The organism is Rahnella sp. PAMC25559 (assembly GCF_050632365.1).
Lineage (GTDB): Bacteria > Pseudomonadota > Gammaproteobacteria > Enterobacterales > Enterobacteriaceae > Rahnella > Rahnella rivi.
In genome coordinates this window covers 172,236-199,134 of record NZ_CP192543.1, presented here as the reverse complement: position 1 = coordinate 199,134, position 26,899 = coordinate 172,236, and the positions used below count along the sequence as shown (strand labels likewise).

The window sequence follows — 26,899 nt, the reverse complement described above, 5'->3', positions numbered from 1 at the left end:
TCATTGCCCGGGCTTTTTTTTGCAAGGAATCTGATTTCATGTTGCCACTTTCCCCTGTTTTGCAAAGCCACGCCCGGAGTTTGCTTGAGCAATGGCGTGAACATCCTGAACATCTGCCCCTTCCCGACGAGGCTGCGCTGGCGGTGCTGGCCAGCAGTCAGTTCGTGACGGACAGCCTGCTGGCGTTTCCGCAGTGGTGGCATGAAATCGAACAAAATCCGCCGCAGTCGCAGGAATGGCAGTTTTACCGCCAGTGGCTGGAAGCCTCGCTAACCGGCGTCAGTGATGAAGCCGGTTTAATGAAGGCGCTGCGCCTGTTTCGCCGGCGAATTCTCTCCCGCATTGCCTGGTCACAGGCGGCTCAAACCAGCGAAGCGAAAGACACGCTGCAACAGCTGAGCGAGCTTGCGGAGTTACTGATCGTCAGCGCACGTGACTGGCTGTATGACGCCTGTTGCCGTGAGTTTGGTACGCCGGTGAATGCGGCGGGTGAACCGCAGCGAATGCTGATCCTCGGCATGGGGAAACTGGGTGGCGGTGAGCTGAATTTCTCTTCGGATATCGATTTGATTTTTGCGTATCCGGAAAACGGCCAGACACGCGGTGGTCGCCGTGAGCTGGAAAATTCGCAGTTTTTTGTGCGTCTCGGGCAGCGCCTGATTAAAGCGCTGGATCAGCCGACCATCGACGGTTTTGTGTACCGGGTCGACATGCGCCTGCGTCCGTTTGGTGAAAGCGGGCCGCTGGTGATGAGTTTTTCTGCGCTGGAAGATTACTACCAGGAACAAGGACGTGACTGGGAGCGGTACGCGATGGTCAAAGCGCGTCTGATGGGCGGCGCGGAAGACAGCAGCAGTCAGGAACTGCGCAAGATGCTGAAGCCGTTCGTGTTCCGCCGTTATATCGACTTCAGCGTGATTCAGTCCCTGCGCAACATGAAAGGGATGATCGCCCGCGAAGTACGTCGCCGTGGTCTGAAAGATAATATTAAGCTGGGTGCCGGTGGTATCCGCGAAATCGAATTTATCGTGCAGGTTTTCCAGCTGATCCGTGGCGGGCGTGAACCGGCCCTGCAACAACGTGCCCTGCTGCCGACCTTGCAGGCGCTGGAAAAACTTGGACTGCTGCCCGTTGAGCAGGTTCTGCAACTGCGCGGCAGCTATTTGTTCCTGCGTCGTCTGGAAAACCTGTTGCAGGCGATCGCCGACGAACAAACCCAGACTCTTCCGGCGGATGAACTGAATCAGGCGCGTCTGGCCTGGGGAATGAATTATCCGGACTGGCCGCAGCTTCTTGATGCCGTGAATGCTCACATGCAGGCCGTGCGGGCGGTATTTAATGATCTGATTGGTGATGACACACCGGACGTCGACGACGATCAGCAGCAGTCGCAATTCAGCAGTTTGTGGATCGATACGCTGGAGCCTTCCGAGCTGGCGCCGTGGGTGCCGCTGCTGGATGACAATGCTCAACGTCATATCCTGCAGCAGATTGCCGAATTCCGTCGTGATGTCGATAAAAGGACCATCGGACCGCGTGGACGAGATCAGCTTGATTTGCTGATGCCGCGTCTACTGGCGCAGGTATGTACCTATAAAAATGCCGATGTCACCCTGCAACGTCTGATGCAATTGCTGCTGAACATCGTCACGCGCACGACTTATATAGAACTGCTGGTGGAGTATCCCGGCGCACTCAAACAGCTGATCCGACTGTGCGCCGCCTCACCGATGGTCGCCTCACAGCTGGCGCGACACCCGCTGTTGCTCGATGAACTGCTCGATTCCCGCACCCTGTATCATCCGATTGAGCCCGGCGCGTACCGTGATGAATTGCGTCAGTACCTGATGCGTGTGCCGACGGAAGACGAAGAGCAACAGCTGGAAGCTGTCCGGCAGTTCAAGCAAGCACAACATCTGCGCATTGCCGCCGGTGATATTTCCGGCGCACTGCCGGTCATGAAAGTGAGCGACCATTTAACCTATCTGGCCGAAGCCATTCTGGACGTGGTTGTGCAGCAGGCATGGGATCAGATGGTCGTAAAATACGGCCAGCCGGCGCACCTTCAGCAGCGCGAAGGGCGCGGTTTTGCCGTGGTCGGGTATGGAAAACTGGGCGGCTGGGAGCTGGGTTACAGCTCAGATTTGGATCTGGTCTTCCTGCTTGATTGCGCGCCAGAAGTGATGACTGACGGCGAACGCAGCATCGACGGACGCCAGTTTTACTTGCGTCTGGCGCAACGCATTATGCACTTATTCAGTACGCGTACCGCCTCCGGCATTCTCTATGAAGTCGATCCGCGACTGCGTCCTTCCGGTGCTTCCGGCATGCTGGTCAGCACCATCGAAGCGTTTGCCGATTATCAGGCCAGTGAAGCCTGGACCTGGGAACATCAGGCGCTGGTGCGCGCGCGGGTGGTGTACGGCGATCCGCAGCTGGCGCAGCAGTTCAACGCCACGCGTCACGATATTCTCTGCCGCGAGCGTGAGGGGGAGGGGCTGCGAAAAGAAGTCCGCGAGATGCGGGAAAAAATGTACGCCCACCTCGGCAGTAAAAAGTCCGCTGAATTCGATCTGAAAGCCGATCCGGGTGGCATCACCGATATTGAATTCATTGCACAATATCTGGTCTTACGCTTTGCACATGAGAAGCCGAAACTGACACGCTGGTCGGATAACGTCCGCATTTTCGAACTGATGGCGCAAAATGACATCATGCCTGAAGACGAAGCGCGAAATCTGACGCAGGCTTACGTTACGCTGCGCGATGAAATCCATCACCTCGCGCTGCAGGAACACGGCAGCAAAGTCGCCGCAGGCAGTTTTGCGACAGAACGTGAGCAAATCCGCGCCAGCTGGGCGAAATGGCTCGGCTGAGGGTTTTTAGTGGGGGAATAGGTGCTTGTGATATTATCCGGCGCACTATTTTTCTCTGTTTGGTTTTACCTGTTTTGGAGTCTTGGGATGAAAGTGACTTTGCCTGATTTTCACCGTGCCGGTGTGCTGGTGGTCGGTGATGTAATGTTAGACCGCTACTGGTATGGCCCGACCAACCGAATCTCACCGGAAGCGCCGGTACCGGTCGTGAAGGTGAATACCATCGAAGAACGTCCCGGCGGCGCGGCTAACGTGGCGATGAACATCTCATCCCTGGGTGCCTCTTCGCGTCTGATCGGCCTGACCGGTGTGGACGATGCGGCGCGCGCCCTGGGCGTGCGTCTGGCAGAAGTGAAGGTTCACTGCGATTTTGTCGCCTTACCGACGCACCCGACCATTACCAAACTGCGTATTTTGTCGCGCAACCAGCAACTGATCCGCCTCGACTTTGAAGAAGGTTTTGAAGGCGTCGATCTGCAACCGATGCTGACTAAAATCGAACAGGCTTTGCCGGAAAGCGGCGCGCTGGTGCTGTCAGATTATGCCAAAGGCGCACTAACAGAAGTGCAGAAGATGATTCAGCTGGCGCGAAAAGCCGGTGTGCCGGTACTGGTCGATCCTAAAGGATCTGATTTTGAGCGTTATCGCGGTGCCACGCTGCTGACGCCAAACCTGTCCGAATTTGAAGCGGTCGTCGGTCGCTGCAAAAACGAAGAAGAAATCGTCACGCGCGGTATGCAACTTATTGCCAGTTTCGAGCTTTCCGCATTACTGGTCACGCGGTCTGAGCACGGTATGACGTTGTTACAGCCGGGCAAAGCACCTTTCCATATGCCTACGCAGGCGCAGGAAGTGTATGACGTGACCGGCGCCGGTGACACCGTCATTGGTACGCTGGCTGCGGCGCTGGCGGCAGGCAATACGCTGGAAGAATCCTGTTTCCTGGCTAACGCCGCGGCAGGCGTGGTGGTGGGTAAACTCGGAACATCAACTGTATCTCCGGTCGAACTGGAAAATGCTATCGGTGGCCGTTCTGACGTCGGTTTCGGCGTGATGACTGAAGAGCAACTGAAAGCCGCTGTGGCCATGGCGCGTCAGCGCGGCGAGAAAGTGGTGATGACCAACGGCATTTTTGACATCCTGCATGCCGGCCACGTTTCCTATCTGGCGAACGCGCGCAAGCTGGGCGATCGTCTGATTGTCGCGGTGAACAGCGATGCGTCCACCAAACGTCTGAAAGGGGAAACCCGTCCGGTGAATGCGCTGCAAAACCGCATGATCGTGCTGGGCGCGCTGGGCGCAGTGGACTGGGTTGTGGCGTTTGAAGAAGACACCCCACAGCGTTTGATCGCCGGGATCTTGCCGGATCTGCTGGTCAAAGGCGGCGATTATAAACCGGAGCAGATTGCCGGCAGTGAAGAAGTCTGGGCTAACGGCGGCGAAGTCCGCGTGCTGAATTTTGAAGACGGATTATCGACCACCAAAATCATCAATCAGATCAAATCACAGGAGTGATCCTGTCATCCACACGCTGACCGAAGGGCTTATCTGATAAGCCCTTTTTTTTAGCTTTTGAATTACAGACGCCAAAAGGAAATGACTCAGTTGTGAGCGGATTAAAACAGGAATTAAGTCTGGCGCAGGGCGTCGGGTTGCTTTCCACCTCGTTACTCGGTACCGGTGTTTTCGCCGTGCCCGCGCTGGCGGCACAGCTGGCGCAAAACGACAGCCTGTGGGCATGGCCGGTGCTGATCCTGCTGGTGTTTCCCATTGCCATTGGTTTTGCCGCGCTCGGACGACATTTCCCCAGTGCAGGCGGTGCGGCACATTTCGTTGGCAAAGCCTTTGGACCGCACATGGCGAGGGTCACCGGCTGGCTGTTTTTGTCTGTGATCCCGGTCGGTTTGCCTGCCGCGCTGCACATCGCCGCTGGCTTCTGGCAGGCAGCATTTGGCTGGAGCAGTGAAAATCTGCTGCTTGTCCAGCTTGGCACACTGCTGGTCATCTGGTTCCTCGGCACGCGCAGCGCCGGTTCCAGCGCCAATATTCAGACGCTGATTGCAGCGCTGGTGATCGCGCTGGTTGTTGCGATCTGGTGGAAAGGTGATATTTCATTGCCGCAAATTCCGCTGCCCGCCATTCACGATATCTCGCCATCGAACCTGTTTGACGCGCTGGCCGTGATGTTCTGGTGCTTCGTCGGCCTGGAAGCTTTTGCCCATCTGGCGACGGAGTTTCGTCATCCGGAACGCGATTTTCCGCGCGCGTTACTCATCGGTATGCTGGTCGCCGGTGCGGTGTACTGGGGGTGTACCGTGGCGGTGCTGAAATTCCACGCCTGGGGTGAGGGGCGGGAAGCGGGCGCGTCGTTGCCAGGCATCGTGGTGCAATTGTTCGGGCAGAAAGCGTTGTGGGTGGCCTGTATTATTGGCTATCTGGCGTGCTTTGCCAGCGTCAATATTTATACTCAAAGCTTCGCCCGGCTGGTGTGGTCACAGGCGCAACTGAAACCGCAGAGCAAGCTGGCACAACTTTCGGCTCAGCGCGTGCCGGTGGCGGCACTCAATCTGGTGGTCGGCTGCTGCGTGCTGTTTACCTTGCTGATTTACTGGCTCCATTTGCCGCTCGATGCGCTGATCACTTATGCCAACGGGATCTTCATCCTGATCTATTTATTGTGCATGCTGGCGGGGTCGCGGATCCTGAAAGGGCGTTCGATCTGGATGGCGCGGCTTGGCGCGGTGCTGTGTTGCGGATTGCTGGCGATGGTGGGCTGGAAAGCCTCGTATGCGTTGATCATATTTGCCGCGCTGTGGCTGCTGCTGCCCCGCGCGAAAACCGTGCTTCACACCCGATAATTTCTGAGTGTGATAAAAGCAAAAGGCCTGCTGTGCAGGCCTTGGTCATTTCTGGGGTACTGAAAAATCAAACCGGATCTTGTGGTTTTTCTGCGTCCGCCAGTTTCGTTTCCAGCGCGGCCAGACGTTGCTCCAGCACAGCCAGTTTTTCGCGGGTGCGCAGCAGAACCTGCGTCTGTACGTCAAACTCTTCGCGATTGACTAAATCCATGCGGCTGAACTGTGCCTGCAATACCTGACGGATTTTCTTTTCGGCATCCTCACCAAACTCGCGGAACCCTTTTGGCAGGGATTCGTGAACCTGGCGGGCGATTTGTTCAATTTTTTTCGGGTCAATCATATTATTTCCTTTTCTCGAAGGAGATGCTTTTGACTAGTGTAATCGCTGATGACGTTTCTATAAACCTTTCGGGGCACTAATTGGCCAAACCGCAGGATTGCTCTGGTCATTTATTGGCGTTATAGTTGGATTGCTTATTCTCAGGGCGGGGTGAAAGTCCCCACCGGCGGTAAACCACAGCGTACCGGAAGGCCATAAATCCTTCCACGTGGAAGCCCGCGAGCGCTCAATCCTTCGGGGTTAGAGGTCAGCAGATCCGGTGTAATTCCGGGGCCGACGGTTAAAGTCCGGATGGGAGAGAGTAACGATTCAAGCCGGACAAGCTTTGTCCGCTGCGTTATTTTTTATAACTGTAGCACGCCATCAGGCCGCTGCAGCTAGCCTCCTCAAGACGCCCTGATTCTGGTAATCCACATACAGAACATGAGGTTATTTTTACCATGAATCAGACCCTACTTTCCGAATTCGGTACACCCGCTGAACGCGTTGAGCGTGCTATTGACGCTATTCGTAACGGCGTTGGTGTGATGGTACTGGATGACGAAGATCGTGAAAACGAAGGCGATTTAATCTTTGCCGCTGAAAACATGACCGTTGCACAAATGGCGCTGACCATTCGTCACGGCAGCGGGATTGTGTGCCTCACCATGAACGAAGACAGCCGTAAAAAGCTCGATCTGCCGATGATGGTGGAGAACAACTCCAGCCAGTTCCAGACACCTTTTACCGTGACCATTGAAGCAGCTGAAGGCGTGACGACCGGTGTTTCTGCCGCTGACCGCATCACCACCATTCGCACCGCCATCAAAGATGGCGCGAAACCTTCCGACCTGAGCCGTCCGGGGCATATCTTCCCGCTGCGCGCGCAGGCTGGCGGTGTGCTGACCCGTGGCGGCCATACCGAAGCGTCTATCGATCTGGTGACACTGGCCGGGCTTAAACCTTTCGGTGTGCTGTGTGAGCTGACCAACGATGACGGCAGCATGGCGCATGCGCCTGAAGCCATTGTCTTTGCGAAACAACATAATATGCCCGTTGTTACGATCGCGGACCTGGTGGAATATCGTCAGGCGCAGACCCGTCAGGCAAGCTGACAGAGCGTTATTCCCGTTCGAAGGCCGCTTATGCGGCCTTTTTGCTTTTTATTCCCGAATTTTGTCTTTACCGCCTTTTTTAACGTCATGTCTGCACATCACCTTTGATTTTTCCCTTCAAATTTATTGAACATCTCCTTCACCGTTATCCGGCTGTCACCGCCAGTCAAAAAGAGTACCGTATTGGCATTACGCGGAAGGTGGTTCACTGCCCGCTCTCTTTCATTTGCGGTAAGGAATTCATGATGACGACTCAACGTATGCCCGCACTTTTCTTAGGTCACGGCAGCCCGATGAACGTGCTGGAAGATAATACGTATACCCGTGCCTGGCATGCGCTGGGCGAATCACTGCCGAAACCAAAGGCGATTCTGGCGGTATCAGCACACTGGTTTACCCGTGGGACCGCCGTGACGGCAATGGAAAACCCGCGCACCATTCACGATTTCGGTGGTTTTCCGCAGGCGTTGTTCGACAAACGTTATCCAGCCCCGGGCTCACCGGCACTGGCAAAACGCGTCCAGGAATTGCTCAGCCCGATAAATGTTCTGTCTGATACCAGTGAATGGGGCTTCGACCACGGAACCTGGGGTGTGTTGATCAAGATGTATCCGCAGGCCGATATTCCGGTGATCCAGTTGAGTATCGACGGAACCCAACCGCCGGAATATCACTATGAGCTGGGTAAAAAACTTGCTGTTCTGCGTGACGAAGGGGTAATGATCGTCGCCAGCGGAAACGTGGTCCATAACCTGCGCATGGTGAAATGGGACGGAAAGGGCGAGCCTTATCCGTGGGCGACTTCTTTCGAGAACTTTGTGAAAGATAATCTGAGCTGGAAGGGTGAGGCGAAGGATCATCCTCTGGTGAACTTTATGGATCATGAAGGGGGGGCGTTATCGAATCCGTCACCGGATCACTATTTGCCATTGTTATATATTTTAGGGGCATGGAACGGTGAGGAGCCGATCACGCAGCCAACCGACGGGATCGTCATGGGATCGTTGTCGATGTTGTCCGTTCAGGCAGGTTAATTCGGTGAATAAAAGGGATAATGAAAGATCACATTATCCCTTTTTAGTTTTTTTATCCGACGATGGTATGCGGATAGAAACGTGACAGATCCTGTGTGATCAGCGCTTTATCTTCACGGATGCCGATCCCGCAAGGCTGATCGTTGACCAGCCAGCTGCCGATCAATGTGTAACTGCCTTCAAACACCGGCAGCGGGTGGAACTGCTGCACAATCATCCCTTCCGCGCCATACGGTCCCTCGACACGGGCCACTTCCTGACCTTTCTCGATGACTTTGATATTAGCCCCTTCGCGTGAAAACAGCGGTTTCACCACGTAGTGATCCAGTTCAGGATGCGGGTCTTCGGCAAAATACGCCGGTAACAGATTCGGGTGATCCGGGAACATTTCCCACAGCAACGGCAGTAATGCTTTGTTGGAAAGAATGGCTTTCCAGGCGGGTTCCAGCCAGCGTACACCGGCATCTTCCAGTTTCGTGGCGAAGATCTCGCGGAACATAAATTCCCACGGATAAAGCTTAAACAGATTGGAAATCACCTGATCCTGCGGATCGGTAAATTGCCCGCGCTCGCCCAGGCCGATCTCTTCGATATACAGAAACTCGCTCGCCAGTTCCGCTTCCAGCGCACAATCCTGCAGATATTGCACCGTGCCGCGATCTTCTTCCGTGTCCTGACAGCAGGCGATGTGTAAGAGCGAGAAACCGTGCTGATTTTTCAGCTCGGCAAACCGTGCGATCAGTTTTTCCTGCAGACTGTTGTACTGATCCGCGTCCTGCGGCAAATTGCCCGCCGCGATCTGATCTTCAAGCCAAAGCCACTGAAAGAACGCTGCCTCGTACAAGGACGTTGGCGTATCGGCGTTATTTTCCAGGAGCTTAGGCGGATTGATGCCGTCATAGGCCAGATCCAGACGCGAATACAGCGAAGGCTGATTCGTCCGCCAGGAATGGCGAACAAATTCCCAGACGTGTTTTGGGATCTGAAACTTCGCCATCAGCGCATCGTCGCCCACCACGCGTTCGACCACTTTCAAACACATCTGATGGATGTCAGCGGTGGCATCTTCAATCTCTTCGATTTGCGCCAGCGTGAACTGATAATAGGCATCTTCACACCAGTAAGGTTCGCCATACATGGTGTGAAAATTGAAGCCAAACTCGGTGGCTTTTTCGCGCCAGTCCGGGCGCTCGGTAACAGGTAAACGTTTCATCTGTGCCTTAGCCACCCATGCTGCGGCCAGCGCTGCGCGGAGCGGCGGTTGAGCTACGTTGCATCGATGTCTGTTTTGCTACGCTTTCACCAAAACCGCCACGGGTGATGGTTTTAGTCACGGCTGGTTTCGGCGCCATCGCGGTTTTAGGCACGTTCATGGTTCGGCCGCCAGCCGTTGCAGGACCGTAGTTTTTACCGGTTGCATCAACGAATTTACCGTTCGCCGGGCTTGCCGGATTTTTAGAACTGAAGAGTGGCTGCTGTGCATACGCGCCGCCACTCATCATACGGCCCATCATGTAGCCTGCCATCAGTGGCATCCACATGCTGCCACTGCTCTGGCCTTCGGCGGAAGCCACACCAGCCTGTGCCGGTGTTTGTGTGCACTGACCTTCGCCGAATTCGGCAATACAGTCTTCGCGGCTGGCGTATTTCGGGGCGGTTTTTTCGGCGTCTTTTTTCGCGGCATCATAAGCTGCGACACACTGCGCGCTGCCGGACGGATTCGCTTTAGAGCAGTCATCCGCGTTCTGATACAAAGAAACCGTTTCGTCGGTTTTTTCACAGCCAGACAGCATAAATACGGCGCTGACAGCCAGTGCGACAGGCGTCATTCGAGAGCTGCGCCAGGATTTTCGGAAGGTTGCCAGGTTGACGTGTTGTGTCCGTTTCATCGTTCTTATCCCATTCACAGGGCTTTTTCGCCCTTTCCCAGTAGGGTTTAAGGATAGGGGAAAGCGGGTTATTGTTAAAGCAGCGAAAGCCAATTGTTACCAGACTTTACAGAGGGACGTGACGGAGACAAAAAAAAGCAGCCTTTTCAGGCTGCCTCAGGGGATTTCGCTCTACAAAACGGTGTCTTTCAGACTCAGTTTTGGAAAGGATTTCTGCTTTTCTGCGCAACTGGCGCTGTGGTGGTCGCGCTGGCTCTTTCAGTGCGCGGTGCAGTTGCCTGCGTGCCGTCACTGTTATAGCCGTCAGCCGCCGCATCCTGATTTGGCGTTTCAGGCGCAACCTGATCCGGCGCCGTAGGTACCGGTTTACCCAGCGCACCATTAAGTGCCAGCAGATCACTTTCGTTCAGTGTACCCAGCGCTGACTTGATGTTCAGCTGGTTAATCAGATAGGTATAACGCGCGCTGGAAAGCTGTTGCTTGGCGTTGTACAGCGTGGTGGTGGCATCGAGCACATCAACGATAGTTCGGGTACCGACCTGGTAACCGGCTTCCATTGCATCTAAAGAACTCTGAGCAGAAACAACGGCTTGTTTATAAGCGTTGATGCTGCTGATAGAGGCAGAGATGTTGTTGAAGGAGGAACGAACGGTTTGAACCACGCTGCGGTGTGCGCTTTCAAGCTGTTCGCTTGCACCCACGAAGTTGTACTGAGCCTGTTTCACCTGAGACGTGACAGAACCGCCGCTGTACAGTGGCAGAGAGAAGCTCAGGCCAATTTTATTCTGGCCAGCATCGGCATCCTGATAGCTTGAAGCGCCACCGGTTTTGTCGCCGTTGTATTTGGTATTGCTGATGCCCGTAGAGGCAGTCAGATCCACCGTTGGCATATGACCGGTTTCAGCATAACGGATTTGCTCGCGAGCCAGATCTTGTGACAGACGTGCTGACAGCAAGCTCAGGTTACGGCTTTCGGCTTCTTTCAACAGCGTGGCGACCGGTTGCGGGCGCGTGGTGTTGAAATTGTCAACGTTGAGAGAAGACAGCTGCGGGTAATAAGTCCCGGTCACCTGACGCAGGGATTCCAGCGCATTATCCAGGTTGTTGCGTGCGGTAACTTCATTCGCCAGCACGGTGTCGTATTGCGAACGGGCGTTCTGCACGTCAGTGATGGCAACCAGACCCACGTTAAAACGCTGAGTGGTTTGATCTAACTGACGGTAAATAGCCTGTTTCTGCGCTTCGGTATAAGAGAGTGAATCGATCGCACTCAATACATTAAAATAGGCTGTCGCAGAATTAAGGATCAAAGATTGTTGATCCGTCTGATAAGACACATCCTGAATACCGGCAGTTTTTTCCTGCAACGTCAGGGCGCGCCATTTTGACATATCAAAAAGGGTCTGCGTTAATTGCAGGCTGGCGCTGCCAACATTGCTGTTTACGCCATTCGCATCGCGGTAACCATTGGTATAACCATAATCCGCACCCAAACCGAGTTGCGGTAATAAAGGACTGCGGCTTTCGTTAATTTTTTCGAATGCGGCATCCCGGTCAGCAGCTGATTTACGCAGGTCGGGGTTACTCGTCCTGGCCTGCTGATAGACCTGCATCAGGTTTTCGGCCTGGCTTATCGTACTAAAGCCGCCCAGGCTGAGTCCGATGAGAAGGGGGAGCAGTTTCTTCATTTGCATTCCTTGTTGTGCAGCAATGTTGTTATGTATGGTGACGCAGTCAAATAATCGAATAGACGCGGATTCTAGCAGAGACAGGCTAGCGGGTAGGTTGGCTTAACGTGCCTTACCCGCGGAATGAGCCTAAATCTATCACAAACAACCTTGATTATTATTAACGCATTTTCATCAAATTGACCTCAAAAGGCGATAAATTACCTTTATGAGGCATTAAAGGAGAACGCTCCATGTCTTCATTTAAAGGTTCACCGGTAAGTTTCGGCAAAGATGATGTAGAAATTATTGCACGTGAGCCACGATATAAAGGTTTTTTTTCTATTATTGCATATCGGTTTCGCCATCGTTTGTTTAATGGCGAAATGAGTGGCGAGGTTGTGCGTGAGGTTTTTGAACGCGGGCATGCTGCGGTGTTATTACCTTATGATCCGTCACGCGATGAGGTGGTGTTGATCGAGCAGATCCGCATACCATGTATTGATTCCAGTGATACACCATGGCTTCTGGAGATGGTCGCCGGTATCATTGAAGAGGGCGAAACGGTAGAAGAAGTCGCCCGCCGTGAAGCGCTGGAAGAAGCGAACATTGTGGTGAAGCGTTGTAAACCGGTGCTGAATTATTTAGCCAGCCCCGGCGGTACCAGCGAACGTCTTTCCATTATGGTCGGTGAAGTCGACGCCACAACGGCAGAAGGAATTCACGGTCTGGAAGCAGAGAATGAAGACATCCGGGTACACGTCGTCAGCCGCGAGCAGGCTTACCGCTGGGTGGAAGAAGGAGCGATAGACAATGCGGCATCAGTGATTGCTCTGCAATGGCTGCAACTGCACTATGAATCCCTGAGAAAAGAGTGGGCCAACGAATGATTAAGCGCTATACCCCTGATTTCCCTGAAATGATGAGATTGTGTGAAACCAATTTCGCACAATTGCGACGTTTAATGCCGCGCACCGATGAGCCCGGCGAAACAGTGACATATCAGGTAAGTAGCGCCAAGTATCGTCTGACGATCCTCGAATCGACACGCTATACATCTCTGGTGGAGATAAAACAAACGGCACCTGCGGTCAGTTACTGGAGTCTGCCGTCGCTGACGGTTCGGCTTTATCATGATGCGATGGTGGCTGAAGTGTGTGCAAGTCAGCAGATTTTCCGCTTCAAAGCACGTTATGATTATCCTAATAAAAAGTTGCATCAGCGTGATGAAAAGCATCAAATTAACCAGTTTCTTGCGGACTGGCTGCGTTATTGCCTTGCGCACGGAGCGATGGCAATTCCGGTTTGTTAGACAGACTTCAATAACAAGGGAAACGATTTGGAAAGCCTGTTTAAACTGCCTTTGGTAAATGGGGCCAAAGTCAGAGTTCTACAGATTACAGATACCCATCTTTTTGCCGGTGAAGATGAAACGTTGTTGGGCGTGAATACGTTTAACAGCTATCGCGCGGTGCTGGACGCTATAAAGGCGCAGCAGCGTGAAGTCGATATCATCGCCGCGACGGGGGATTTGGCTCAGGATCAGTCGGTGGCGGCATACCAGCAGTTTTGCCGTGGCATCAGTGAACTGCCTGCGCCTTGTGTCTGGCTTCCGGGAAACCATGATTTCCAGCCAGCGATGTTTGACACCCTGCGCGAAGCCGGGGTCATCCCGTCGAAGCACGTGCTGGTGGGCGAACACTGGCAAATTATTCTGCTTGATACTCAGGTATTTGGCGTGCCTCACGGTGAGCTGAGTGAATATCAGCTGGAGTGGATGGAGCGCTGCCTGCAGGCCTGGCCTGACCGCTACACCCTGCTGATGCTGCATCATCATCCGTTGCCCTCCGGGTGTACCTGGCTCGATCAGCACAGCCTGCGTAACGCGCACATGCTGGCCAATACGCTGGTGAACTACCCGAAAGTGAATACGCTGCTGTGCGGGCATATTCATCAGGAACTGGATCTCGACTGGTATGGCCGTCGCTTGTACGCCACGCCATCAACCTGCGTACAGTTCAAACCTCACTGCACCAATTTTACGATTGATACCGTTGCACCGGGCTGGCGTTATCTGGATTTGTATCCGGATGGTCGCGTTGAGACGCAGGTATTTCGTCTCGAATCCACAGAGTTTCATCCCGATACGGAATCGGACGGCTACGAATGAATACCCTTTTGTATCTGCACGGGTTTAACAGTTCGCCTAATTCCGCCAAAGCCACGTTAATGAAAAACTGGCTGGCGGAACATCATCCGGCCATCGAGATGGTGATCCCCCAGCTTCCGCCGTATCCGTCCGAAGCGGCAGAACAACTGGAAACACTGGTGATTCAACATGCCGGTAAAAAACTGGGCATTGTCGGCTCCTCGCTCGGCGGCTATTACGCGACCTGGTTGTCGCAGTGTTTTGCCGTCCCCGCGGTGGTGGTGAACCCGGCGGTGAAGCCTTATGAGCTGCTGATCGACTTTCTCGGGCAAAATGAGAACCCCTACACCGGCCAACAATATGTGTTAGAGTCACGCCACGTTTACGATCTGAAAGTGATGCAGATCGAACCGCTGGAGTCACCGGATTTACTCTGGTTATTACAGCAAACGGGCGATGAAGTTCTCGATTACCGTCAGGCTGTGGCCTATTACACCACCTGTCGCCAGACGGTCGAACCCGAGGGAAATCATGCATTTGTCGGCTTTGAACGCTATTTTTCGCCGATTGTCGATTTCCTCGAACTGGCCGCAGACTAATATCGCAGGGTGACGTTTCCCCGGATTTTTGGCGTCTGCGCGCTGCCAGTGCTTTCCTCCCGCCCACATACTGTATCGTTAGCCCACAAACCTATGAGCCACGAATAATCAACGATGAGCCAATCTACTTATAACGCGGATTCCATAGAGGTCCTCAGCGGACTCGAACCGGTGCGCCGCCGTCCGGGCATGTACACTGATACCACCCGGCCAAACCACCTCGGCCAGGAAGTTATTGATAACAGCGTGGATGAGGCATTAGCCGGCCACGCCAAACGCATCGAAGTGATCCTTCATGAAGACCAGTCGCTGGAAGTCATCGATGATGGCCGCGGCATGCCGGTGGATATCCACGCCGAAGAGGGCGTGCCCGCAGTCGAACTGATTTTCTGCCGTCTGCACGCAGGCGGTAAATTCTCCAACAAAAACTACCAGTTCTCCGGCGGCCTGCATGGCGTGGGGATCTCAGTGGTTAACGCCTTATCTAAACGTGTCGAAGTGGCGGTAAAACGCGGCGGCGAAGTGTATGAGATGGCGTTCGAAAACGGCGATAAAGTGCAGGATTTGCACGTTACCGGTACCTGCGGCAAACGCAATACCGGCACCAGCGTACATTTCTGGCCAGACGTCAGTTTCTTCGACAGCCCGCGCTTTTCGGTCAGCCGCCTCAGTCATTTGCTGAAAGCCAAAGCCGTACTGTGCCCTGGCGTTGAAATCATTTTCAAAGACAAGGTGAATAACACCGAGCAACGCTGGTGTTACGAAGACGGGCTGACCGACTACCTGATGGAAGCGGTAAACGGCCTGATCACGTTGCCTGAAAAAGCCTTTGTCGGTGCCTTTGCCGGTGATATCGAAGCGGTAGACTGGGCACTGCTGTGGCTGCCTGAAGGCGGCGAGCTGCTGACGGAAAGCTACGTTAACCTGATCCCCACGATGCAGGGCGGGACGCATGTTAACGGACTGCGTCAGGGCCTGCTGGATGCAATGCGCGAGTTTTGCGAATTCCGCAATATTTTGCCGCGCGGCGTCAAACTCTCGGCGGAAGATATCTGGGAGCGCTGTGCCTATGTGCTGTCGGTAAAAATGCAGGATCCGCAATTCGCCGGTCAGACCAAAGAGCGTCTCTCCTCGCGCCAGTGCGCAGCATTCGTTTCCGGTGTGGTGAAAGATGCTTTCAGCCTGTGGCTGAATCAGAACGTGCATGCAGCAGAACAGCTGGCGGAACTGTGTATTTCCAGTGCGCAGCGTCGTTTGCGTGCCGCGAAAAAAGTGGTGCGTAAGAAACTCACCAGCGGCCCTGCGCTGCCGGGCAAACTGGCGGACTGTACGTCGCAAGACCTGAACATGACTGAACTGTTCCTGGTGGAAGGGGATTCCGCAGGCGGTTCTGCCAAACAGGCGCGCGATCGCGAATACCAGGCGATCATGCCGCTCAAAGGTAAGATCTTAAATACGTGGGAAGTCTCTTCTGACGAAGTGCTGGCGTCTCAGGAAGTGCACGATATATCTGTGGCGATCGGTATTGATCCCGACAGTGAAGACCTGTCACAACTGCGCTATGGCAAAGTCTGTATTCTTGCGGATGCGGACTCCGACGGTTTACACATCGCCACGCTGCTTTGCGCGCTGTTTGTCCGCCATTTCCGTTCACTGGTTCGCGGCGGTCACGTGTATGTCGCTATGCCGCCTCTTTATCGTATCGATCTGGGCAAAGAAGTGTTCTATGCGCTGGACGAGCAGGAAAAAGAGGGTGTGCTGGATCAGCTGAAACGCAAAAAAGGCAAACCGAACGTACAGCGCTTTAAAGGGCTGGGTGAGATGAACCCGTTGCAGTTGCGCGAAACCACGCTCGATCCGAATACCCGTCGTCTGGTTCAGTTGACCATCGACGAAAATGATATCGACCAGACGCTGCGCATGATGGATATGCTGCTGGCGAAAAAACGGTCGGAAGATCGCCGTAACTGGTTGCAGGAAAAAGGCGATACAGCCGAACTGGACGTCTGATCCCTCAGCATGTTCCAAAAAAATGCCGGACGCTTTGCAGCTCCGGCATTTTTGTTTTCTGATCCGCGCAGATCTTACGATTACGCTTTTTCGATAATATGGATCACTACATCCAGCACGTCGGCTTTAATGTTTTCGCGGTGTTTGTCCATGTGCGCTGCCTGCTGATGCGCTTCAAGATGCGCCAGGCTTTCCCAGTCTTCCAGCATGAAAATGGAATCAGGTACGGTTTTACGCCATGGGATCTGGCCGTTGAAATCAATGTAAGGCTCATAGCGATGGCAGCCTTTCTCTTCGAGAACGCTGGGCAACAGCGCGGTAATCTTTTCCATAACCGACTCGCGACGGCCCGGTTTTACTTTGATTTCGGCGATAACAGTGATCATAACTACCTCATTACACGAATGACTTTTTACCTTAGGCCTGACCGAACACATTTTCAAGGTGTGCACGATAACGGGCGAAATCACCTTCGACGTCAGGTTGCTTGATCACATCGTTACACATGAACGTTGGCAGGGTATCCAGGCCGATGAACTGGTTGGCTTTATGCTGCGCCAGGTACACGCCGTCAACGCCCACGCCGTGGAAGAACTGTTCTTTATCTTCGAACGCTTCCAGCGGTGCGTTCCAGGTGACGGAAAGCATGTAGCATTTGCCCTGTAACAGGCCGCCGGAACCGTATTTTTTCGCGGCATCAGAACGGGTACGGCCATCGCTGGCGTACAGTTTACCGTGGCCTTCGGTGAAGACTTCATCGATGTATTTTTTCAGCGTCCACGGCATGCCCATCCACCAGCCCGGTTGCTGATAAATGATGGCGTCGGCCCACAGATAGCTTTCGATTTCGGTTTGCACGTCGTAACCCTCTTCCAGCACAGTGACGCGTACGTCATGGCCTTTATCGCGAAGAAAGCTGGTGGCGACGTCGGTCAGGCTGTTGTTCAGCGCGCCTTTCGAGTGGGCAAAGGTTTTACCGGCATTGATGATCAGGATGTTGCTCATGGAGTTTTCCTTAAAATGAATTCTGGCCTTCAGGCTGTTACCACACAGTGTACCCAACCCTGTATCGCGAAAAAATGTGATATTGCGCACAAGACTATTGACGCAGATGCAATAATTGACCGATTTAACTGACAAATGAGCGCGATGCCTGTCCGGTAATTGCTTAAAAACAACGCATAAACACAGCAACTGTGACAGCAATACGGCAGATGATGTACTATCGCGGACATCATTGCCTCGCGGCGGGTGCCTTTGCGTGCCCGCGCGGCAAGCTTCCTTAATTTCCAAAACGATAACGCCACGGGTCTGAGGATTAAACATCAATGAGCGAAATGACTCATGACGGAACAGAGCGTTTAGCACTGCACACGTTTACTGAGAACGCCTATCTCAACTATTCCATGTACGTCATCATGGACCGCGCGCTGCCGTTTATCGGTGACGGCCTCAAGCCGGTGCAACGCCGTATTATTTACGCGATGTCCGAACTGGGCCTGAGTAATAACGCCAAATTTAAAAAATCCGCCCGTACGGTGGGTGACGTGCTGGGTAAATACCATCCGCACGGCGACAGCGCCTGTTATGAAGCGATGGTGCTGATGGCACAGCCGTTCTCCTACCGTTATCCGCTGGTTGACGGGCAGGGTAACTGGGGTGCGCCGGATGACCCGAAATCCTTCGCGGCGATGCGTTATACCGAATCACGTCTGTCTAAATATGCAGAAGTGCTGCTGCGTGAGCTGGGTCAGGGGACGGTGGATTATGTCCCGAACTTTGACGGCACCATGCAGGAGCCGAAAATGCTGCCTGCGCGTCTGCCGAACATTTTGCTGAACGGCACCACTGGCATTGCCGTGGGGATGGCGACGGACATTCCGCCGCACAACATTCGGGAAGTGGCGGCTGCGGCAGTGGCGCTGCTGGAAAAACCGGGCAGCTCGCTGGATGATCTGCTGGAATTTGTGCAGGGTCCGGATTTCCCGACCGAAGCCGAAATCATTACGCCGCGCAGCGAAATCCGCAAAATGTACGAATCGGGCAAAGGCTCGGTGCGCATGCGTGCGGTCTGGCATAAAGAAGACGGCAGTGCGGTGATCACCGCGTTGCCGCATCAGGTGTCTGGCGCGAAAGTGCTGGAGCAAATCGCCAGCCAGATGCGGGCTAAAAAACTGCCGATGGTCGAAGATCTTCGTGACGAATCCGATCACGAAAACCCGACCCGCCTGGTGGTGGTGCCGCGTTCCAACCGTATCGATCTCGATCAGGTCATGAATCACCTGTTCGCCACCACCGATCTGGAACGCAGTTACCGCATTAACATGAATATGATCGGCCTGGATCATCGTCCGCAAGTGAAAGGACTGGTGGAAATTCTGACCGAATGGCTGGCCTACCGCCGTGATACCGTGCGCCGCCGCCTGAACTTCCGTCTGGATAAGGTGCTTAAGCGCCTGCATATCCTTGAAGGTTTACTGACGGCGTTCCTGAATATTGATGAAGTTATTCACATCATCCGTACCGAAGACGAACCCAAACCGGTGTTGATGCAGCGTTTCGAACTGTCGGATACGCAGGCTGAAGCCATCCTTGAGCTGAAATTACGCCACCTGGCAAAACTCGAAGAAACCAAAATTCGGGGTGAGCAGGACGAGCTGGCGAAAGAACGCGATCAGCTGCAGGCGCTTCTGGGTTCTGAACGCAAACTCAGCACGCTGATCCGCAAAGAAATTCAGGCTGATGCCGAATCCTTTGGTGATGAACGCCGTTCGCCAATAACGGAACGCGAAGAAGCCAAGGCGATGAGCGAGCACGACATCCTGCCGTCAGAGCCGGTGACTATCGTCTTGTCTGAATCGGGTTGGGTACGCAGCGCCAAAGGCCACGACATTGACGCCGCCGGGCTGAGCTACAAAGCCGGTGACAGCTTCCGCGCTGCCGCCAGAGGCAAGACCAATCAGCCGGTGGTGTTTATCGACTCTACCGGGCGCAGCTATGCACTCGATCCAATGACGCTGCCTTCCGCTCGAGGGCAAGGTGAGCCGCTGACCGGGAAGCTGACACCGCCGCCGGGCGCCACCATCGAACACGTCCTGATGGCGCAAGACGATCAGAAACTGCTGATGGCCTCCGATGCAGGCTACGGTTTTGTCTGTACCTTCAACGATTTAGTGGCGCGTAACCGTGCCGGTAAAGCGATGATTACTCTGCCGGACAACGCCAAAGCCTTTGCGCCAATCGAACTCAATGGCGCCGACGACATGCTGCTGTCCGTGACAGCGGCGGGGCGCATGCTGTTATTCCCGGTGGCTGATTTGCCGCAGTTGTCGAAGGGCAAGGGTAACAAAATTGTTTCAATCCCATCGGCGCAGGCCGCTTCCGGCGAAGACAAACTCGCCTGGTTGCTGGTGTTGCCACCGCAGACGTCGATCACGTTGCACGTCGGAAAACGCAAACTGGTGCTGCGTCCTGAAGATTTGCAGAAATTCCGCGCTGAACGCGGGCGCAAGGGAACCCTTCTGCCACGTGGCCTGCAACGAATCGATCGCGTCGAAGTGGATGCGCCGGTTCGCAGCAAAGGTGGCGACAGCGAAGAATAACGCGCGGGCTTCATGGCACTGACAGGGCACATTTGTGCCCTGTCTACGTTGTAGAGTTCAGCTATTGTTTGAGACTGTTGTGCAGTGCAAAGATTTTACATTTGTATAAACAAAACCGTTGTATAGCGTTGAATCAGGCTTGAGAATAGCTCAGCGCACGGGATCTGAACTGCAAAGGTTTCTTACCGGCTTCGGCTGTAGTTTTAAGAGGATGTTATGTTATTTATTTTACGACTGATAATCGTGGTGATTTACTCGATCCTGGTGAGTATTTTTGGCTGTATTTATTGTCTGTTCAGCCCGCGTAATCCGAAGCATGTGGCGACGTTTGGTAAGTTATTTGGCCATCTGGCCCCCGTTTTCGGCCTGACCGTTGAAAAGCGTATTCCCGCACAAGCACCGAATAACGGTAAATGTATTTATATCGCCAACCATCAAAACAATTACGACATGGTGACCGCGTCATCGGTTGTGATGCCGGGCACCGTGACCGTGGGCAAAAAAAGCCTGGTCTGGATCCCTTTCTTTGGTCAGCTGTACTGGCTTACCGGCAACCTGCTGATTGACCGTAATAACCGCGCGAAAGCCCACGGCACGATTTCGCAGGTTGTGAATCAGATTAAGAAAAAAGATCTGTCGATCTGGATGTTCCCGGAAGGGACACGCAGCCGTGGACGCGGCCTGATGCCGTTCAAAACCGGTGCTTTCCATGCCGCGATTTCCGCCGGTGTGCCGATCGTGCCGATTTGTGTGTCGAACACCAATGGCAAGGTCAAACTCAACCGCTGGTACAACGGCCACGTCATTGTTGAAATGCTGCCGCCTGTCGATACTACCGGTTATACGAAAGACCGTTTGCGCGAGTTGTCTGAGCACTGCCACAAGCTGATGGCGGATAAAATCGCCGAGCTGGACGCCGAAGTGGCGCAACGCGAAGCCGCAGATAAGAAATAAAATTCACTACCTACCACACCCGCTGCCATTGATGGCGACGGGGCTTACTTATGTTTTCATGGAGAAGATATGTCACTCAGTCGTCGCTCGTTCCTGCAAGCCTCCGGCGTGGCACTTGCCGCAGGTGCTCTGCCATTTAAAGCAGAAGCGAGTGGTTCGCAACCGGCCCTGCCCGTTCCGCCGCTGCTTGAATCGCGTCGTGGACAACCCCTGTTTCTCACTTTACAGTCAGCCCACTGGTCGTTTCTGGGCGGTGCCAAAGCCCCGGTCTGGGGGATTAACGGCATGTATCTCGGGCCGACGGTGAAAGTGCACAGTGGTGATGACGTTAAGCTGATTTACAGTAACCGTCTGGCAGAACCGGTGTCGATGACCATCAGCGGTTTGCTCGAACCGGGTACGCTCACCGGTGGTGGCGCACGCATGATGTCGCCGGGCGTTGACTGGTCGCCGGTATTGCCTATCCGCCAGCCCGCTGCGACCTGCTGGTATCACGCCAACACCCCTAACCGCATGGCACCGCATGTCTATAACGGACTGGCGGGAATGTGGATTGTCGAAGACGAAATCAGTAAAAATCTCCCGTTGCCGAATCATTACGGTGTGGATGATTTCCCGCTGATCATTCAGGACAAACGCCTGGACAGTTTTGGCGTGCCGCAGTACGACACGCCCGCTTCCGGCGGATTCTTCGGCGATACCATGCTGGTGAATGGCGTGCAAAGTCCGTTCGTGGAAGTTTCACGCGGCTGGGTGCGTCTGCGTTTACTCAATGCCTCAAATGCCCGCCGTTATGAACTGAACATGAGTGATGGCCGCCCGTTCCACGTGGTCGCCTCGGATCTCGGGTTCCTGCCTGCACCGATGACCGTGCAGCGTTTATCGCTGGCGCCGGGTGAACGCCGCGAAGTGCTGGTGGACATGTCGCAGGGTGAAGAAGTGTCGATTACCGCCGGTGAAGCCGCGGGCGTGATGGAGCGTTTACGCGGGTTGTTTGAACCGTCGAGCATTCTGGTTTCCACGCTGGTGCTGACGCTCAAGCCGACCGGCCTGCTGCCGCTGGTGACAGATAATCTGCCGATGCGCTTGCTGGCGGATCAAATCCTTTCCGGCAACGTGATCCGCACCCGCGACCTGCGCCTCGGCGACAGTCAGCCGGGTGTGAACGGTGCGACCTGGGATATTAACCGGATTGACCTCACGGCCCAGCAGGGAACGTGGGAGCGCTGGACAATCCATGCGGATATGCCGCAATCGTTCCATGCCGAAGGGGTGTCTTTCCTGGTGAAAAGCGTCAACGGCGCTGCGCCGCTGGTGGAAGACGCCGGCTTTAAAGATACGGTGTGGGTCGATGGCGATGTGGAACTGCTGGTGTATTTCAACCAGCCGTCGTACGAGCATTTCCCGTTTGTCTATCGCAGCGGGGCGCTGGAACTCGCCGACCGGGGTTCCGCCGGAAATATGCTGGTTCAGCCGTCGATGTAACGGCGTTTTGCCCGATAAAAAACCCGCCGCGGCGGGTTTTTGTTTTATGACGTTAAGCGACTGGCTTACAGATCGTTTTTCGGATCAGGCCCAAGACGCTGGCTCTTGTCGAGCTTGGTAACCTCCGCCAGCTCTTCCTTCTCCAGCTTAAAATCAAACACGTCGAAGTTTTCACGGATGCGTTTTGGCGTCACGGATTTAGGGATCACAATCAGCCCGTTATCCAGATGCCAGCGGATCACGATCTGCGCCGGCGTTTTGTCGTACTTTTCCGCCAGTTTTTGAATCAGAGGTTGATCAAATACGCCTTCACCGCCCTGTGCCAGCGGGCTCCAGGATTCCGTCGCAATATTGTGCGTTGCGTTCCACGCATGCAGCTGACGCTGTTGCATCAGCGGGTGCAGCTCAATCTGGTTAACGACCGGGAAAATACCGGTTTCATCTTTCAGTTTCTGCAAATGCTCGAGAGGGAAGTTACACACGCCGACGCTCTTCGCCAGACCTTGTTCTTTGAGCTTGAGCAGCGCCTTCCAGGCGTCCACATAGTGGCCTTGTTGCGGTTGCGGCCAGTGAATCAGATACAGATCAACGTAATCTGTTTGCAGTTTTTTGAGGCTGGTTTCCAGCGCTTCAGGTGCGTTCAACTGATCGTCATTCCACAGTTTGGTGGTGATGAACAGCTCTTCACGAGGAACGAGACGGGCGGCAAGGGCTTCGCCGACGCCTTCCTCATTCTTATAAATGGCGGCGGTATCGATGTGGCGATAGCCGGTTTCAATGGCGGTTTTCACCGCGGCACTGGCTTCCTGATTACTGGCTTTCCATACGCCAAGTCCTAACTGAGGCATCAGGTTGCCATCGTGAAGTTTTATGATGGGTTGCGTTGCCATGAGTTTCTCCTTAATGGGCAGAGTGCCCGCAAAATGCGCGGGCACAGAGAGGGATGGGGCTTTAGCCTGTGACTAAGTCTAGTTAACGAAACAGCATCTTGCTGAGCAAGCTACTGATTTTATTTTCAACGCAAAGCCAGCCGGACCGTTTTTACTGTAAGGCCAAATCGTCGCGCGGAAGATGCTCATTCCTGCTTAAGGCTTGCCTGTTTCTGCTTGTCTCTGTAGAAACCGGGGGGAATATGGCACTATTGATGCCGGTTTATCGAAGGCGGAGAGCAGGAATTATGGAAAATGTGGACAGCTTATGTGCCCGCATGTCAGCACGCGTTGCGCAGCTCAGCGGGGACAAAATACTCAGTAAATCTGCGGTACCGCAGGTCACGCTGATGTACACCACGCAGTACCATGCAAGGCAGCCGGTGCTCTATAACCCTGGCGTGGTGATCCTGTTTCAGGGGCGCAAAGTCGGTTATCTCGGTAAGAAAACCTTCTCCTACGATCCGCATAATTATCTGATGCTGACGGTGCCGCTGCCGTTCGAATGCGAAACCTTTGGCAGCCCGGATCAGCCAATGGCCGGTATACAAATCAGCATCGATAACACGATGTTGCAGGACTTGCTGATGGACATGGGTGATGAAGCGATGGCCAGCCAGCGGGAGTCTTCCACCGGGATCAACTCCGGTATTCTTGATGACGATATCCTGTGTGCCACTGAACGTCTTCTGGATGTGATGGATAAGCCGTTACACGCCCGCGTGCTGGGGCCGAAGATTATCCGCGAAATCCTGTTCTTCATCCTTACCAGCGAGAATGGCGGGGCATTGCAGGCGCTGGTCAACCGTCACACGCATTTCAGTCAGATCACCAAATCCCTGCGCCGCATTGAGGCTCAGTACGCAGATAATCTCAGCGTGGAAATTCTGGCGAGTGAAGTGAACATGAGCGTGTCGGCGTTTCATCACAACTTTAAAGCGGTCACCAGCACGTCACCGCTGCAATATCTGAAAACCTATCGTTTGCATAAAGCGCGCATGATGATGATTTACGACGGACTCAAAGCCAGCTCAGCGGCCCTGCAGGTGGGGTACGAAAGTGCGTCGCAGTTCAGCCGGGAGTTTAAGCGTTATTTTGGGGTGACCCCAAGCGACGAGATTGCGCGCCTGAGGGAAAGTACGTTTGGTGCATCGGCCAGCGCCGATGCCTCCTTTAAAGCCGTATTCTGACCGGGCGATCCGTGACGATCATGCGTGGGCTTTGCGGTTTTTCCACAGCACCACGACTCCGCCCGCAAGGCCAATGACCAGCAACACCACCGGTAAAATCATCAGCCCGGCCATGACCTGATCTTCATGACGTTTAACCAGCGGAATGTGGCTCATGGCGAAGCCCAGTGTGATCACCGCGCCCACCCAAAGAATAGCGCTCAGCCAGTTAAAGAACTGGAAACGGGCGTTATTCAGGCCGGAAATCCCCGCCATTGTCGGCAGCAGAGTGCGCACGAAAGCCAGAAAACGGCCTACCAGCAGCGCCATTAATCCGTGCTGAGTGAACATCCGGTGGGCGCGCTGATGATAATGCGCCGGAAGCTGCAACAGCCAGCCCCTGACCACGCGGGTATGCCCAAGCCAGCGCCCCTGTATGTAACTCAGCCAGCAGCCGAGGCTGGCGGCAATCACCAGAATAATCAGCGTCGGGAAAAAGCTCATCACCCCTTTGGCGATAAGCGCGCCGGTCAGCAGCAGCAGGCTGTCGCCGGGCAGGAAGGAAGCAGGAAGCAATCCATTTTCAAGAAATAGCGTGGTGAACAGGACAGCATAAATGACCCAAAGGAGATTGGGGTCGGCGAGCATAGTAAAATCATGCCGCCAGAGTGCATGAAAAATGTCGCAAATCACTGCCATATTCTTTCCTGTTGCTGTCGTGTGCTTTTCGTAACAATCGCTGTCACTTGCCAGTGTACCGCGGATCCCGCCCGGAGACGTTGATCTGAGATCACTTCAAAAAAGATCGCCTGCCCCGGTAGTGTTCACCGGTACAGGGAGAGCTTACAGATTATTCTCATTTTGCGAATGAAAATCCGACAGATACCTTAACGATCTGCGCGGTACGTCGCAATCCCTGAGGCTCAGGCAGCGCCGATTCGTTCAAACGCCAGGGTCAGATCGGCGATCAAATCATCACAATGCTCCAGCCCGATGTGCAGCCGCACCAGCGTACCGGTGAAATCAACGGTTTCAGCCGGACGGATCGCCTGAATTTCTTCCGGCTGATTGGCTAACACCAGCGATTCAAATCCGCCCCAGGAGTAAGCCATGCTGAAGTGTTCAAAGTGATCGAGGTAATCGGAAAGCTGCTGCGTGCTCAGGCGCTGTTTGAGCACGAACGAGAACAAACCGCAGCTGCCGGTGAAATCGCGTTTCCAGAATTCATGACCTTTACTGCCAGGCAGGGCAGGATGGTTGACTACCGCCACTTCCGGACGCTCTGCCAGCCACTGCGCGATACGAAGGCTGCTTTCCTCATGTTGCCTGAGGCGGATGCCCATGGTGCGCAAACCCCGGCTGGCGACGTAGGCCGTATCGGCATCGACCATCTGCCCCATCAGATAAGAATGCTCGCGCAACTGTTCCCAGCAGCGGGCATTAGAAACGGCCGTGCCTATCATCGCATCGGAATGCCCGACGATATATTTGGTACCCGCCTGAATCGAAATATCGATATCAAACTCCAGCGCCTTAAACAGAATGCCCGCCGCCCAGGTATTGTCGATCATGATGACAACATCAGGGTTCACCGCGCGCACGGACGCCACCATGGCCGGGATATCGGGCACTTCCATCGTGATAGAACCGGGTGATTCGAGAAACACGACCTGGGTGTTCGGTTGCATCAGAGAACCGAGGTCTGCGCCGATATCGGACGGGAAATAGGTGGTGGAAACGCCGAGTTTTTTCAGCACTTTTTCGCAGAAATCTTGCGTCGGTTCATAAGAGGAACCGGCCACCAGAATGTGGTCGCCGGTGCTGACAAATGACAATACCGCATTACTGACCGCCGCGGCGCCGCAGGGATAAAGCGCGCAGCCTGCGCCGCCTTCCAGTTCGACCATCGCTTCCTGCAGCGAGAAATGCGTCAGGGTGCCACGACGACCGTAAAACAATTCTCCGTTAGCGCGGTTGGCGGTGGCGTGTTTTTTATCCGCCACGGTGTTAAACACCAGCGAGGAGGCGCGCTGAATGACGGCATTGACCGAACCTTGCGTGAACTTCTTGTCCCGTCCGGCGCTTATCAGCGCGGTTTCGATTTTCTTCGACGACATAATCCGTGTTTCACCCTGTTTTGTAGAGCGATGCTCTCTGGCATCCGCTGATATCTCATTAACTTAACATGATGAAATCACAGGATCAGGTTTTTGCCGGTTGAATGAGAAAATTTCAGCCAATCTT

General features: G+C 54.2%; 23 protein-coding genes and 1 riboswitch. Of the genes, 14 read left to right on the top strand and 9 right to left on the bottom strand.

The window, feature by feature from the left end; all coding sequences use genetic code 11:
* The first annotated feature begins 38 nt into the window (after positions 1–38).
* The 3 genes from glnE to yjeH all read left to right on the top strand — a co-directional run bounded on the left by glnE (position 39) and on the right by yjeH (position 5,734).
* Complete coding sequence (gene glnE, locus ACQZQY_RS02215; RefSeq protein ID WP_217203685.1) at positions 39–2,876, top strand: bifunctional [glutamate--ammonia ligase]-adenylyl-L-tyrosine phosphorylase/[glutamate--ammonia-ligase] adenylyltransferase; 2,838 nt, start codon at positions 39–41, stop codon at positions 2,874–2,876.
* An 87-nt stretch (positions 2,877–2,963) separates the two neighbouring features.
* On the top strand, positions 2,964–4,391 hold the full coding sequence (hldE, locus tag ACQZQY_RS02210) for a bifunctional D-glycero-beta-D-manno-heptose-7-phosphate kinase/D-glycero-beta-D-manno-heptose 1-phosphate adenylyltransferase HldE (RefSeq protein WP_431296549.1): 1,428 nt from the start codon (positions 2,964–2,966) through the stop codon (positions 4,389–4,391).
* A gap of 92 nt (positions 4,392–4,483) precedes the next feature.
* Entirely contained in the window at positions 4,484–5,734 is a 1,251-nt protein-coding gene (gene yjeH, locus ACQZQY_RS02205; RefSeq protein WP_390973270.1) for an L-methionine/branched-chain amino acid transporter, read from the top strand.
* Between the two features lie 67 nt (positions 5,735–5,801).
* Here yjeH and ubiK read toward each other — a convergent pair whose 3' ends face one another.
* On the bottom strand, positions 5,802–6,074 hold the full coding sequence (gene ubiK, locus ACQZQY_RS02200) for a ubiquinone biosynthesis accessory factor UbiK (RefSeq protein WP_056772986.1): 273 nt from the start codon (positions 6,072–6,074) through the stop codon (positions 5,802–5,804).
* Positions 6,075–6,206: 132 nt separating this feature from the next.
* Positions 6,207–6,381: riboswitch (FMN riboswitch) on the top strand.
* A 133-nt stretch (positions 6,382–6,514) separates the two neighbouring features.
* Between ubiK and ribB the strand changes: the two genes are divergently transcribed.
* Positions 6,515–7,168: a 3,4-dihydroxy-2-butanone-4-phosphate synthase gene (gene ribB, locus ACQZQY_RS02195; protein WP_056772983.1), complete on the top strand. Its 654-nt coding sequence runs from the start codon at positions 6,515–6,517 to the stop codon at positions 7,166–7,168.
* A gap of 245 nt (positions 7,169–7,413) precedes the next feature.
* A complete protein-coding gene (gene ygiD / locus ACQZQY_RS02190) occupies positions 7,414–8,202 on the top strand; it encodes a 4,5-DOPA dioxygenase extradiol (protein WP_136374729.1) in 789 nt (262 codons plus the stop codon).
* A gap of 52 nt (positions 8,203–8,254) precedes the next feature.
* Here the strand turns inward: ygiD and ACQZQY_RS02185 are convergent, their stop codons facing one another.
* The 3 genes from ACQZQY_RS02185 to tolC form a co-directional block, all read right to left on the bottom strand.
* The gene (locus ACQZQY_RS02185) at positions 8,255–9,415 is read right to left on the bottom strand and encodes a glutathionylspermidine synthase family protein (RefSeq protein ID WP_122096468.1); all 1,161 of its coding nucleotides are present in this window, start codon (positions 9,413–9,415) and stop codon (positions 8,255–8,257) included.
* A 7-nt stretch (positions 9,416–9,422) separates the two neighbouring features.
* Positions 9,423–10,091: a DUF1190 family protein gene (locus tag ACQZQY_RS02180; RefSeq protein ID WP_136374724.1), complete on the bottom strand. Its 669-nt coding sequence runs from the start codon at positions 10,089–10,091 to the stop codon at positions 9,423–9,425.
* Positions 10,092–10,285: 194 nt separating this feature from the next.
* The gene (gene tolC, locus ACQZQY_RS02175; RefSeq protein WP_056772971.1) at positions 10,286–11,779 is read right to left on the bottom strand and encodes an outer membrane channel protein TolC; all 1,494 of its coding nucleotides are present in this window, start codon (positions 11,777–11,779) and stop codon (positions 10,286–10,288) included.
* A 233-nt stretch (positions 11,780–12,012) separates the two neighbouring features.
* Here tolC and nudF point away from each other — a divergent pair, with 233 nt between their 5' ends.
* The 5 genes from nudF to parE all read left to right on the top strand — a co-directional run bounded on the left by nudF (position 12,013) and on the right by parE (position 16,516).
* Positions 12,013–12,648 (top strand): ADP-ribose diphosphatase, encoded by a 636-nt coding sequence (gene nudF / locus ACQZQY_RS02170; protein WP_056772968.1) that lies wholly within the window; start codon positions 12,013–12,015, stop codon positions 12,646–12,648.
* Positions 12,648–13,070, top strand: a complete 423-nt coding sequence (locus ACQZQY_RS02165) for a DUF1249 family protein (RefSeq protein WP_072158072.1) — start codon at positions 12,648–12,650, stop codon at positions 13,068–13,070. Before nudF ends, ACQZQY_RS02165 begins: the two co-directional genes overlap by 1 nt.
* Before the next feature lie 27 nt (positions 13,071–13,097).
* Positions 13,098–13,928 (top strand): 3',5'-cyclic-AMP phosphodiesterase, encoded by an 831-nt coding sequence (gene cpdA, locus ACQZQY_RS02160; protein WP_431296548.1) that lies wholly within the window; start codon positions 13,098–13,100, stop codon positions 13,926–13,928.
* Entirely contained in the window at positions 13,925–14,506 is a 582-nt protein-coding gene (gene yqiA, locus ACQZQY_RS02155) for an esterase YqiA (protein WP_122096465.1), read from the top strand. Before cpdA ends, yqiA begins: the two co-directional genes overlap by 4 nt.
* A gap of 114 nt (positions 14,507–14,620) precedes the next feature.
* Positions 14,621–16,516: a DNA topoisomerase IV subunit B gene (gene parE / locus ACQZQY_RS02150; RefSeq protein ID WP_056772954.1), complete on the top strand. Its 1,896-nt coding sequence runs from the start codon at positions 14,621–14,623 to the stop codon at positions 16,514–16,516.
* 80 nt (positions 16,517–16,596) lie between these two features.
* Here the strand turns inward: parE and ACQZQY_RS02145 are convergent, their stop codons facing one another.
* Both ACQZQY_RS02145 and ACQZQY_RS02140 read right to left on the bottom strand, forming a co-directional pair.
* Entirely contained in the window at positions 16,597–16,902 is a 306-nt protein-coding gene (locus ACQZQY_RS02145) for a putative quinol monooxygenase (RefSeq protein ID WP_056772951.1), read from the bottom strand.
* A gap of 31 nt (positions 16,903–16,933) precedes the next feature.
* Positions 16,934–17,521, bottom strand: coding sequence for an NAD(P)H-dependent oxidoreductase (locus ACQZQY_RS02140; RefSeq protein ID WP_056772948.1), 588 nt, complete (start codon positions 17,519–17,521; stop codon positions 16,934–16,936).
* A 323-nt stretch (positions 17,522–17,844) separates the two neighbouring features.
* Here ACQZQY_RS02140 and parC point away from each other — a divergent pair, with 323 nt between their 5' ends.
* The 3 genes from parC (at position 17,845) to ftsP (ending at position 22,557) form a co-directional block, all read left to right on the top strand.
* Positions 17,845–20,118 (top strand): DNA topoisomerase IV subunit A, encoded by a 2,274-nt coding sequence (gene parC / locus ACQZQY_RS02135; protein WP_056772944.1) that lies wholly within the window; start codon positions 17,845–17,847, stop codon positions 20,116–20,118.
* 216 nt (positions 20,119–20,334) lie between these two features.
* On the top strand, positions 20,335–21,072 hold the full coding sequence (locus ACQZQY_RS02130) for a 1-acylglycerol-3-phosphate O-acyltransferase (RefSeq protein WP_183850091.1): 738 nt from the start codon (positions 20,335–20,337) through the stop codon (positions 21,070–21,072).
* 69 nt (positions 21,073–21,141) lie between these two features.
* Entirely contained in the window at positions 21,142–22,557 is a 1,416-nt protein-coding gene (ftsP, locus tag ACQZQY_RS02125) for a cell division protein FtsP (RefSeq protein ID WP_056772937.1), read from the top strand.
* Positions 22,558–22,622: 65 nt separating this feature from the next.
* Here the strand turns inward: ftsP and dkgA are convergent, their stop codons facing one another.
* Positions 22,623–23,447, bottom strand: a complete 825-nt coding sequence (gene dkgA, locus ACQZQY_RS02120) for a 2,5-didehydrogluconate reductase DkgA (protein ID WP_136375496.1) — start codon at positions 23,445–23,447, stop codon at positions 22,623–22,625.
* A gap of 287 nt (positions 23,448–23,734) precedes the next feature.
* Between dkgA and ACQZQY_RS02115 the strand changes: the two genes are divergently transcribed.
* Positions 23,735–24,676 carry an AraC family transcriptional regulator gene (locus ACQZQY_RS02115; protein WP_056772930.1) on the top strand — a complete coding sequence of 314 codons (942 nt, stop codon included), beginning with the start codon at positions 23,735–23,737 and terminating at the stop codon, positions 24,674–24,676.
* A gap of 18 nt (positions 24,677–24,694) precedes the next feature.
* On the opposite strand, the gene ACQZQY_RS02110 is transcribed toward ACQZQY_RS02115, so the two are convergent.
* Together ACQZQY_RS02110 and metC are read right to left on the bottom strand one after the other, a co-directional pair.
* Positions 24,695–25,354, bottom strand: coding sequence for a DedA family protein (locus ACQZQY_RS02110; RefSeq protein ID WP_056772927.1), 660 nt, complete (start codon positions 25,352–25,354; stop codon positions 24,695–24,697).
* 224 nt (positions 25,355–25,578) lie between these two features.
* Complete coding sequence (gene metC, locus ACQZQY_RS02105) at positions 25,579–26,772, bottom strand: cystathionine beta-lyase (protein WP_217203694.1); 1,194 nt, start codon at positions 26,770–26,772, stop codon at positions 25,579–25,581.
* Between the last annotated feature and the right edge of the window lie 127 nt (positions 26,773–26,899).

Bases quoted from the DNA above. Each gene is read 5' to 3' on its own strand.
- glnE (WP_217203685.1), top strand. From the start codon at position 39: ATGTTGCCACTTTCCCCTGTTTTGCAAAGCCACGCCCGGAGTTTGCTT.
- hldE (WP_431296549.1), top strand. From the start codon at position 2,964: ATGAAAGTGACTTTGCCTGATTTTCACCGTGCCGGTGTGCTGGTGGTC.
- ubiK (WP_056772986.1), bottom strand. From the start codon at position 6,074: ATGATTGACCCGAAAAAAATTGAACAAATCGCCCGCCAGGTTCACGAA.
- ribB (WP_056772983.1), top strand. From the start codon at position 6,515: ATGAATCAGACCCTACTTTCCGAATTCGGTACACCCGCTGAACGCGTT.
- ygiD (WP_136374729.1), top strand. From the start codon at position 7,414: ATGACGACTCAACGTATGCCCGCACTTTTCTTAGGTCACGGCAGCCCG.
- ACQZQY_RS02185 (WP_122096468.1), bottom strand. From the start codon at position 9,415: ATGAAACGTTTACCTGTTACCGAGCGCCCGGACTGGCGCGAAAAAGCC.
- ACQZQY_RS02180 (WP_136374724.1), bottom strand. From the start codon at position 10,091: ATGAAACGGACACAACACGTCAACCTGGCAACCTTCCGAAAATCCTGG.
- tolC (WP_056772971.1), bottom strand. From the start codon at position 11,779: ATGAAGAAACTGCTCCCCCTTCTCATCGGACTCAGCCTGGGCGGCTTT.
- nudF (WP_056772968.1), top strand. From the start codon at position 12,013: ATGTCTTCATTTAAAGGTTCACCGGTAAGTTTCGGCAAAGATGATGTA.
- yqiA (WP_122096465.1), top strand. From the start codon at position 13,925: ATGAATACCCTTTTGTATCTGCACGGGTTTAACAGTTCGCCTAATTCC.
- parE (WP_056772954.1), top strand. From the start codon at position 14,621: ATGAGCCAATCTACTTATAACGCGGATTCCATAGAGGTCCTCAGCGGA.
- ACQZQY_RS02145 (WP_056772951.1), bottom strand. From the start codon at position 16,902: ATGATCACTGTTATCGCCGAAATCAAAGTAAAACCGGGCCGTCGCGAG.
- ACQZQY_RS02140 (WP_056772948.1), bottom strand. From the start codon at position 17,521: ATGAGCAACATCCTGATCATCAATGCCGGTAAAACCTTTGCCCACTCG.
- parC (WP_056772944.1), top strand. From the start codon at position 17,845: ATGAGCGAAATGACTCATGACGGAACAGAGCGTTTAGCACTGCACACG.
- ACQZQY_RS02130 (WP_183850091.1), top strand. From the start codon at position 20,335: ATGTTATTTATTTTACGACTGATAATCGTGGTGATTTACTCGATCCTG.
- ftsP (WP_056772937.1), top strand. From the start codon at position 21,142: ATGTCACTCAGTCGTCGCTCGTTCCTGCAAGCCTCCGGCGTGGCACTT.
- dkgA (WP_136375496.1), bottom strand. From the start codon at position 23,447: ATGGCAACGCAACCCATCATAAAACTTCACGATGGCAACCTGATGCCT.
- ACQZQY_RS02115 (WP_056772930.1), top strand. From the start codon at position 23,735: ATGGAAAATGTGGACAGCTTATGTGCCCGCATGTCAGCACGCGTTGCG.
- ACQZQY_RS02110 (WP_056772927.1), bottom strand. From the start codon at position 25,354: ATGGCAGTGATTTGCGACATTTTTCATGCACTCTGGCGGCATGATTTT.
- metC (WP_217203694.1), bottom strand. From the start codon at position 26,772: ATGTCGTCGAAGAAAATCGAAACCGCGCTGATAAGCGCCGGACGGGAC.